Origin of the sequence: Intestinibacter sp. (genome assembly GCF_022780145.1) — a bacterium.
Lineage (GTDB): Bacteria > Bacillota > Clostridia > Peptostreptococcales > Peptostreptococcaceae > Intestinibacter.
In genome coordinates this window covers 1-7,337 of record NZ_JALEXO010000288.1, presented here as the reverse complement: position 1 = coordinate 7,337, position 7,337 = coordinate 1, and the positions used below count along the sequence as shown (strand labels likewise).

9 protein-coding genes and 1 pseudogene are annotated in these 7,337 nt (G+C 30.6%); 6 read left to right on the top strand and 4 right to left on the bottom strand.

Features of this window, described 5'->3' with window-relative positions; translation table 11 throughout:
- Together MR593_RS11010 and pyrE are read left to right on the top strand one after the other, a co-directional pair.
- On the top strand, positions 1-341 hold a 341-nt coding region (locus MR593_RS11010), incomplete at its 5' end, for a HisA/HisF-related TIM barrel protein (protein ID WP_290692824.1).
- Positions 342-653: 312 nt separating this feature from the next.
- Complete coding sequence (gene pyrE, locus MR593_RS11005) at positions 654-1,238, top strand: orotate phosphoribosyltransferase (RefSeq protein WP_290692822.1); 585 nt, start codon at positions 654-656, stop codon at positions 1,236-1,238.
- A 158-nt stretch (positions 1,239-1,396) separates the two neighbouring features.
- On the opposite strand, the gene MR593_RS11000 is transcribed toward pyrE, so the two are convergent.
- Positions 1,397-1,801, bottom strand: coding sequence for a type II toxin-antitoxin system HicB family antitoxin (locus MR593_RS11000; RefSeq protein WP_290692820.1), 405 nt, complete (start codon positions 1,799-1,801; stop codon positions 1,397-1,399).
- 105 nt (positions 1,802-1,906) lie between these two features.
- A complete protein-coding gene (locus tag MR593_RS10995; protein ID WP_290692818.1) occupies positions 1,907-2,089 on the bottom strand; it encodes a type II toxin-antitoxin system HicA family toxin in 183 nt (60 codons plus the stop codon).
- Between the two features lie 162 nt (positions 2,090-2,251).
- Between MR593_RS10995 and MR593_RS10990 the strand changes: the two genes are divergently transcribed.
- Positions 2,252-2,380 carry a hypothetical protein gene (locus MR593_RS10990; protein WP_331474834.1) on the top strand — a complete coding sequence of 43 codons (129 nt, stop codon included), beginning with the start codon at positions 2,252-2,254 and terminating at the stop codon, positions 2,378-2,380.
- A 65-nt stretch (positions 2,381-2,445) separates the two neighbouring features.
- Here MR593_RS10990 and MR593_RS10985 read toward each other — a convergent pair whose 3' ends face one another.
- Together MR593_RS10985 and MR593_RS10980 are read right to left on the bottom strand one after the other, a co-directional pair.
- Positions 2,446-3,954, bottom strand: coding sequence for a hypothetical protein (locus MR593_RS10985; RefSeq protein WP_290692816.1), 1,509 nt, complete (start codon positions 3,952-3,954; stop codon positions 2,446-2,448).
- Between the two features lie 3 nt (positions 3,955-3,957).
- The gene (locus MR593_RS10980; protein ID WP_290692814.1) at positions 3,958-4,497 is read right to left on the bottom strand and encodes a sigma-70 family RNA polymerase sigma factor; all 540 of its coding nucleotides are present in this window, start codon (positions 4,495-4,497) and stop codon (positions 3,958-3,960) included.
- A 568-nt stretch (positions 4,498-5,065) separates the two neighbouring features.
- On the opposite strand from MR593_RS10980, the gene MR593_RS10975 reads away from it, so the two are divergent.
- From MR593_RS10975 to deoA, 3 genes and pseudogenes are all read left to right on the top strand, one after another.
- A complete protein-coding gene (locus MR593_RS10975) occupies positions 5,066-6,256 on the top strand; it encodes a phosphopentomutase (RefSeq protein WP_290692812.1) in 1,191 nt (396 codons plus the stop codon).
- A gap of 34 nt (positions 6,257-6,290) precedes the next feature.
- Positions 6,291-6,956 (top strand): deoxyribose-phosphate aldolase, encoded by a 666-nt coding sequence (gene deoC, locus MR593_RS10970; protein ID WP_290692809.1) that lies wholly within the window; start codon positions 6,291-6,293, stop codon positions 6,954-6,956.
- 18 nt (positions 6,957-6,974) lie between these two features.
- Positions 6,975-7,337 (top strand): annotated as a pseudogene (gene deoA, locus MR593_RS10965) (pyrimidine-nucleoside phosphorylase); the annotation flags it as partial.

Below are 7,337 nucleotides of genomic sequence, written 5' to 3'. Positions count from 1 at the left end.
CTCTAGTAAATACATTCCAAGCTCTTGCAATAGATATAAAAAATAGAAAACCTGTTTTCAAAAATGTATACGCAGGTTTATCAGGACCAGCTATAAAACCTATAGCACTTAGAATGGTTCACCAAGTGTGCAAAAACGTTGAAATCCCTGTATTCGGTATGGGCGGCATCACAAAAGCTGAAGACGCCATAGAATTTATCATGGCAGGCGCAACATGCATACAAGTTGGAACAGCTAATTTCATGAATCCTAGAGCGGGACTTGAAATAGTTGATGGAATCAATGATTTTATGGAAAGAGAAGGCATAAAATCTTTAGATGAAATTAGAGGGATTATTTAATTTTTTTAAAAAAGTTTTTAGAATTAATAAAGTGGAATGGAAAGAAGAATCTCATAAGATATGTTTATGGTATATAATTTTATGAAATTTTAAGCTTTTTTATGAAAATTTAATTTAGAAGTGAAAATATAAGCCAAAATAATTGAATATAAATCTAAATAATCGTTAAAATTTATTAAATAATAGCTAAAATTTATGCAAAATAAACAAAAAATAGAGTAAATATATATTTTTATAAAATTAATAAAGTATAATAAAGATAAAAATTAAAAAAGTAGTTTAAAAAATTGATAAAAACGGAGGAAAATATACATGAGTAAAGTAGATGTAGTAGATATATTAAAGAAAAGTGACGCATTATTAGAAGGACATTTCCTATTATCTTCAGGAAAACACAGTAACAGATATGTACAATGTGCAAAAGTTTTAAGATACCCAGAATACGCAGCACAAGTATTAAGCACAGTTGTTGATCAAATAAAAGACTTAGACATAGATTTAATAGTTGGACCAGCTATGGGTGGTGTAATAGTTTCTTACGAATTAGGAAGACAATTAAACAAAGAAGCTGTTTTCACTGAAAGAAAAGACGGCGTAATGCAACTTAGAAGAGGCTTCGAAGTTAAACCAGGAGCTAAAATAATAATATCAGAAGACGTTGTTACAACTGGTAAATCAACTCTAGAAACTAAAAAAGCATTAGAAGAATTAGGTGGAGAAGTTATAGGTGTTGCTTGTATAGCAGACAGAACTAGTGCTCCAATCGGAATGCCAATATACAGCGCTATAAAATTAGATATCCAAGTTTATGATGCTGACGAATGTCCTTTATGTAAAGAAGGAAAGATAGAATTAGTTAAACCAGGTAGTAGAGAATTTAAAGAAATAGGAATGTAATTGAAGATTTAGATAAATAAAAAATAATAATATTTTAAAATATAGATATAGGATAGTTATTATAAATAATTAATAAATATTCTATATCTTTTTTATTTAGAAAATTATATTTAATTTAGACGTCATAAAAACAACAAAATAGAGCTAGGAATCTAGCTCTATTTAGATATATTTAGTTTTTGCTTTAATGCCTCTTGAAGCACTTGAGAAAAGTTTATATTATTTCTCTCAGCTTCTGTATTTAACCACGATGGTATAGTTAAAGTTTTTTTAACTGCTTTATTGTCATATTGCTTTATAGTTTCTCTTAAATTAATTTTAACCACGAAAGGTATTTGGCTAGCCTTTGGTGGAATATCTGGAAACGTAGCCTTAGGTATTTCTTTATTATCTGAGTATAAATCAAATAATTCAAGTTTTAAGGCATCCTCTGCCATATTGAAAGCTTCTTCTAGTGTTTCCCCACAGGTGATAATATTATCAAAGTCATAGAAGCTAACTTCAAAGTCGTCATCACTATGTTTTGTAAAATATCCATAGAAAATATATTCGTCTTTGTACATTTTTTATCAGCTCCCCTTTTTATGATTTAGGAAAGAAGGAAATAAATTTTGGAGATAAATAATGTTTATTTTTTATTAATTTTCAAAAATGTAGTCCAGAGGGGACTATTTAAGCCCCAACTGTCTAAATATAGAATTTAGTGTACCTTTTTTTATATCTCCTGTATGGTTTGGGATTATTGCAGTTTTATTAGTTTCATTATGTATAAGTTTTATATGAGAACCTTTTTGGCTTTTAATTTCCCATCCATTTTCAAAAGCAAGTCTTAAAATTTCTCTTACTTTCAACTTATTTCCCCCTTTCTATATATAATTATATAACACGTATTAATACGTGTCAATATGTGATTTCTCAGTTAAAAGTCAGTGTTATTTCAGTTTATAGCGATAAATGGAAATGTAATTACGATATATTTAAATTTAAGTTGATAAACTGAAATTATTTGGATATTGTCTGGAGTAAGGGGAAGTGAAAAATATCCTGGAGAATTTCGTACTTCTCAGAATTGGATCGGTGGATTAGGAAGCAATTTAAAAAATGTTAGATATATACCACTTGCACCGGAAGATACGTTTTAATTGTCAGTATTTATATAAAAGTTAAAAGTAGAGCTATAGCAAAATATATAGCTCTACTTTTAGTTTTAATCTAAATTCAATCTCCAATTTCCATTAATTAAATATGTATATGGAGAAATTGTAAATTTAACTCCTTTTGGTTTATTTCTACCAGTATAATTATGATTATTTTGGTCTTGCAAATCTACTATTATACGTGACTTAGATTCGCTATTTGCATAGCTTTGAGAAATACTAGAATAATACATATCAGTAAATGGAAGTGAAAAGAAAGGATATCCTAAATCTAAATCTAGAATTTTAAAATTGGAATTTTTATTATTTGGATATTCGATTTCAATTATATAACTATCTAGACCATCGATATTATTTCTTTCTACTTTGTTTATAATTACACCATGATTTTCTTTTGTTAGTAAGTTATTTTTATTCTCTATGTCTATTTTTTTGTTTAATTCCAAGCTTTGACCAAACTTTAGTTTTGGAAGAGAAATTTTAACTCTGCTATTGTTTTCATTTGTAACACGAATTTCGTTTATTTCTAATGTGAATGGTTTTTTCATTCCTGTAGTATCGAATTTGAATATATTGTTTTTGATATCGTCTTCAACATATTGACCTTCTATTTTATTTCCATTTGAATCTACTAAAAATATATTGCTACCTTTATTGTCGTATATATCTCTACCAAATGTGTCAACTTCAAAATTGAAATTTTGTAAAGTTGGAACAGCTATGAGTTCTGCATATAATTGATTGTTTTTTTCTTCTTTAGTAATAGCACTTATAGTTATGTTGTTTTCAGTATCTTTAGGAATATTTTCGTTGTATTGTTCTACTGATTTTGCTTTTTCCAATTCTAAATCAAATTCTAATTTTTTAGTTTTTTTATCGCTATCCATTAAAGTTACAATCAACTTAAATTTATTGTTTTCTTCAGAATAAAAAGTAGAACCTATACAACCAGAAATATTTGAAAGAGTATCATATTCTTTGTCATGATTTGTAATATTTTTACCATTAGCTATAATATCCATTTTAATATATTTAAATCCTGAAATATTACTTATAGTGTAGTCAATATTTATATCACTAGGTGGTTCATAGCCTCCATATATATAACTGATAAATTTTCCTAGAGGATGTAACAATCCATCATAAAAATCTTCAAATGATTCATCTTCAGTTACAGTAGCATTTAGGATTTTTATTTCGCCACCATTTATTTCTTTTACGATAGGTTCTTTTAGTATGTAAATCGGGTTTTGGCTTTCTAAAATATTTCCACTGTTGTTATCATATTTATAATAAAAATTGTTCACAAAAGCAAGTGTTATAGGAGTACCTATCAGTAAAATCAAAGCTATCGTAGCTATGAATTTAATTACAGCTTTCTTTTTATACTTTTGGATATTTTTAATTCCTATTTTCTCATGAGTTTTCTTTTTTATCTTATCTATATCAATGTCCAGGTCGTTTAGCTCATCATCGTCGATTAGTCCATCGAAGTCTAATCCTAATAATTCTGTCTCATCAAGTCCATCTATTAAATTATGAGTGTATTTATCCTTCATAGTTTAGGCCCTCCCTTCTAAAAAGTCTTTTATTATGAGTCTGCATCTATACAATCTATTTTCTACAGATGAACTAGTTACACCGAATTTTTGAGCTATTTCGTCTATTTTATAGTACATGAAGTACTTATGATAGAAATATGTTTTGTCCGGCTCTTTGAAGTTTTTTATTACTTCGATTATTTCTTGGCTGGTTTCTTTATCTAAAACCTCGTGTTCTGGCAATTTATTGTTGGAAATATTATCGTCGATTTCTGAGCTTGCGAGGTGATTTTTCTCGAGTTTTCTTTTGTAGTCGAGTGCTAGGTATTTTGCTTTGATGAATATAAAGGAGCTGAAGCTACCTCGTGCTTCGTCGAATTCGTCTATATCCTCCCAAACCTTAAAAAACACATCACTCACACATTCCTCAACCTCTTCTTTTCCGTAGTAGCCGATTATTTTGTTGACTAAAAAATATACCTTTTTGCTGTATGCTTTTATCATATAATCGAGACCTTTGGGGTCTTTTTTTCGAATTTTTTTGATCATTTTCTTTTCCATAATATTCTCCTGCGATATTTTCTACTCTATTTAGTATATACTACGTAAAAATTAGATTGAATCTCTCAAAAATATTTAATTTAATTGTTGGGTTAAATTACCAGGTATTTTTAAGTTTTTAATATTAGAAAAGATGTTATAATGAGTAGCGGAGAATTACAATCTATAGAGTGGTAGCTTCATATCAAAGTAACCTTACTGAGGAAGGAGGTGAAATGTTATGGAAAATTTTTTACTGAATGTTCTGTTTGGCATAGTTACAACTATAATATGTTGTACTGCTAAATACATATACAAAAAAGTAAAAAGCCACTCAAAAATTGGCAATAAGAGTGGGCTTTAAATTATAAAAACAAAAATAATTTTTGAAGCTACTATTCTAGTACCAATAGAATTGTAGTTCTCTTTTTTTATATTATACTCTATTTTTATATTTATATTCAAGTAATGAATTTAATTTTAGAATAAAATAATTTTAAATTTTTAATTTTTGAAAATATATTGGGTAAAAATTATAAAAGAAGATTAAAATATAAATATAGAAATTTATTTTAGAGAGGGAAATGCGATGAAAAGATACAATAGAATATTTGTTATAGTAATAGATTCTCTAGGAATAGGGGAAGATGACACTTCTAAAAAATACGGAGATATCTCAGTAGATACTCTAGGACATATTGCAGATTCAGTGGATTCACTGAAAATACCTAATTTACAGAGATTAGGATTAGCAAACTTGCACCCTATGAAACACGTGGATAAAATCGATAAACCTCTAGGCTACCAAATGAAGCTGAAGGAATCAAGTGTCGGCAAGGACACTATGACAGGTCACTGGGAGATGATGGGGCTTTATATAACTACACCTTTTAAGACTTTCACAGATACAGGATTTCCACAAGAATTACTAGACGAGTTGTCTGCAAAGACAGGTCACGGCATCGTAGGAAATAAGAGTGCCAGTGGTACAGTTATATTAGACGAACTAGGCGAGCATCAAATGAAAACAGGAGATATGATAGTCTACACTTCGGCAGATTCTGTTTTACAAATATGCGGTCATGAGGAAACTTTTGGGCTAGACGAGCTTTATAGATGCTGTGAGATAGCTAGAGAGCTGACTCTTAGAGATGAGTACAAGGTAGGTAGAGTTATAGCTAGACCTTATATTGGAGAAGGTAAGGGTCATTTTGTCAGAACAAGCAATAGACATGACTATGCATTAAAGCCATATGGAAGAACAGTTTTAAACGTATTAAAAGACAATGGATATGATGTTATATCAGTTGGAAAAATAAATGATATATTCGATGGAGAAGGAATAACTGAATCTAACAAGTCTAAGTCTTCTGTTCATGGAATGGAGCAAACATTAGAAATAATGGATAGAGATTTCAAGGGATTATGTTTTGTGAACTTGGTGGATTTTGATGCACTTTGGGGTCACAGAAGAAATCCAGTTGGATACGCTGAGGAGCTTGAAAAATTCGATGTGAATCTAGGTAAAGTTATAGAAAAATTATCAAAAGATGATTTACTTATAATAACTGCAGACCACGGTAACGATCCGACTTATACTGGAAGTGACCATACTCGTGAATATGTTCCATTTTTAGCTTATTCACCGGCTATGAGTGGCAGTGGAGTCCTAGGAGAAAAACAATCATTTGCGACAATCGGTGCGACTGTTGCAGATAATTTCAACTTAGAAATGCCAGAAAATACCATAGGAGAATCTGTATTAAATGAGTTAATATAGTTTATAAATATATAATAGAAGTGAGGAAACTAAAATGGATATATCGATATTATTAAAACACGTTGATCATACATTATTAAAGCCGACAGCTACATGGGAGGATATCCAAAAGATATGTGATGAAGCAATACACTATAAGACTGCATCAGTTTGCATTCCAGCATGCTACATATCACGCATCAAGGAAAAATACGGTGACAGTGTAAATATATGTACAGTGGTAGGCTTTCCTCTAGGATACTCGACTACAGAGGCTAAGGTCCTAGAAGCTAAGCAAGCTATAGAAAACGGAGCAAACGAAATCGACATGGTAATCAACATATCAGATGTCAAAAATGGAGATTACGACAAGGTAACAGCAGAAATCAAAGCACTAAAGCAAGCTGTAGGAGACAAGATACTAAAGGTTATAATAGAAACCTGCTACCTAACTGAAGATGAAAAAATAGCTATGTGCAAATCAGTGACAGAAGCAAATGCCGACTATATAAAGACATCTACAGGCTTTGGTACAGCTGGTGCGACTATAGAGGACATAAGACTATTCAAGGAGCACATAGGACCAAATGTAAAAATAAAAGCAGCAGGTGGAGTTAAAAGTATATCAGACCTAGATATGTTCATAAGCGAGGGCTGTGATAGAATAGGAACTAGCTCAGCTATTAAATTAATCCAAGGAAAGCAGGCACAAGGATATTAAAATAAAGGGGAAATAGTTATGCGTTTTGTAGATATAATACACAAAAAAAGATACAAAGAAGAACTAACTGACGAAGAAATTCAATTTTTCATAGATGGGGTTGTAGATGGATCTATTCCTGACTATCAAATAAGCTCATTACTAATGGCTATAGTACTAAATGGCATGAATGAGAAAGAAACCTCATATCTTGCCAAGGCTATGATGCACAGCGGTGATGTTTTGGATTTATCTTCTATAGAAGGCATCAAGGCAGACAAACACTCAACAGGTGGAGTAGGCGATAAAACATCTATGGCTCTAGGACCAATGGTGGCAGCATGTGGACTAAAGGTCGCTAAAATGTCAGGACGCGGTCTAGGTCATACTGGGGGGACTTTG

Bases quoted from the DNA above. Each gene is read 5' to 3' on its own strand.
- deoC (WP_290692809.1), top strand. From the start codon at position 6,291: ATGGATATATCGATATTATTAAAACACGTTGATCATACATTATTAAAG.
- MR593_RS10985 (WP_290692816.1), bottom strand. From the start codon at position 3,954: ATGAAGGATAAATACACTCATAATTTAATAGATGGACTTGATGAGACA.
- MR593_RS10975 (WP_290692812.1), top strand. From the start codon at position 5,066: ATGAAAAGATACAATAGAATATTTGTTATAGTAATAGATTCTCTAGGA.
- MR593_RS11000 (WP_290692820.1), bottom strand. From the start codon at position 1,801: ATGTACAAAGACGAATATATTTTCTATGGATATTTTACAAAACATAGT.
- pyrE (WP_290692822.1), top strand. From the start codon at position 654: ATGAGTAAAGTAGATGTAGTAGATATATTAAAGAAAAGTGACGCATTA.
- MR593_RS10980 (WP_290692814.1), bottom strand. From the start codon at position 4,497: ATGGAAAAGAAAATGATCAAAAAAATTCGAAAAAAAGACCCCAAAGGT.